This window comes from Rothia terrae, from assembly GCF_012396615.1.
In the GTDB taxonomy this organism is placed as follows: Bacteria; Actinomycetota; Actinomycetes; order Actinomycetales; family Micrococcaceae; genus Rothia; species Rothia terrae.
The window spans coordinates 1-1324 of the sequence record NZ_JAAXPV010000038.1 but is presented as its reverse complement, the minus strand read 5'-3'; the positions used below and the strand labels follow the sequence as shown (position 1 = coordinate 1324).

Here is a 1324-nt window from a genome sequence, read left to right as displayed (position 1 = left end):
GATAAAGTCCGTATAATTGTGTAAAAGTAAAAAGGCCATATAACAGTCCTTTTACGGTACAATGTTTTTAACGACAAAAACATACCCAGGAGGACTTTTACATGACCCAAGTACATTTTACACTGAAAAGCGAAGAGATTCAAAGCATTATTGAATATTCTGTAAAGGATGACGTTTCTAAAAATATTTTAACAACGGTATTTAATCAACTAATGGAAAATCAACGAACAGAATATATTCAAGCAAAAGAATATGAACGAACAGAAAACCGACAAAGTCAACGAAATGGCTATTATGAGCGCAGCTTTACGACACGTGTAGGCACGCTAGAATTAAAAGTACCCAGAACACGTGATGGCCATTTTTCACCCACAGTGTTTGAACGTTATCAACGAAACGAAAAAGCCCTCATGGCTTCAATGTTGGAAATGTATGTATCAGGCGTTTCAACTCGTAAAGTATCAAAAATTGTGGAAGAACTTTGTGGTAAATCCGTCTCTAAGTCCTTCGTTTCTAGCTTAACAGAACAGCTAGAACCTATGGTTAACGAGTGGCAGAATCGTTTATTATCAGAAAAAAATTATCCTTACTTAATGACCGATGTACTCTATATAAAAGTACGAGAAGAAAATCGAGTACTCTCAAAAAGCTGTCATATAGCGATTGGAATAACCAAAGATGGCGACCGTGAAATTATCGGCTTCATGATTCAAAGTGGCGAAAGCGAAGAGACCTGGACAACATTTTTTGAATACCTAAAAGAACGCGGTTTACAAGGTACGGAACTCGTTATTTCTGATGCGCACAAAGGATTAGTCTCTGCCATTAGAAAATCCTTCACCAACGTAAGTTGGCAAAGATGCCAAGTTCACTTCCTAAGAAATATCTTTACCACCATTCCTAAAAAAAATTCAAAATCTTTCAGAGAAGCTGTTAAAGGAATTTTTAAGTTCACAGATATTAACTTAGCGCGTGAGGCTAAAAATCGATTGATTCATGATTATATCGATCAACCAAAATATTCAAAAGCTTGCGCATCATTGGATGATGGATTCGAAGACGCCTTTCAATATACCGTACAAGGAAATTCCCACAATCGACTAAAGAGTACCAATCTAATTGAACGACTGAATCAAGAAGTACGCAGAAGAGAAAAGATTATTCGCATCTTCCCCAATCAAACATCAGCCAATCGCTTAATTGGAGCCGTTCTTATGGACCTACATGATGAATGGATTTATTCTTCAAGAAAATACATCAATTTTGATAAGTAGAAATGGTAAAAACATTGTATAGCATTTTACACAGGAGTCTGGACTTGACT

1 protein-coding gene is annotated in these 1324 nt (G+C 36.3%); it reads left to right on the top strand.

The genetic code is table 11. The features are described from left to right. Positions 1–101 precede the first annotated feature (101 nt). A complete protein-coding gene (locus HF984_RS11270; RefSeq protein ID WP_000195429.1) occupies positions 102–1274 on the top strand; it encodes an IS256-like element IS256 family transposase in 1173 nt (390 codons plus the stop codon). Positions 1275–1324 lie beyond the last annotated feature (50 nt).

Coding starts and splice junctions, on each gene's coding strand:
- HF984_RS11270 (WP_000195429.1), top strand. CDS start 102: ATGACCCAAGTACATTTTACACTGAAAAGCGAAGAGATTCAAAGCATT.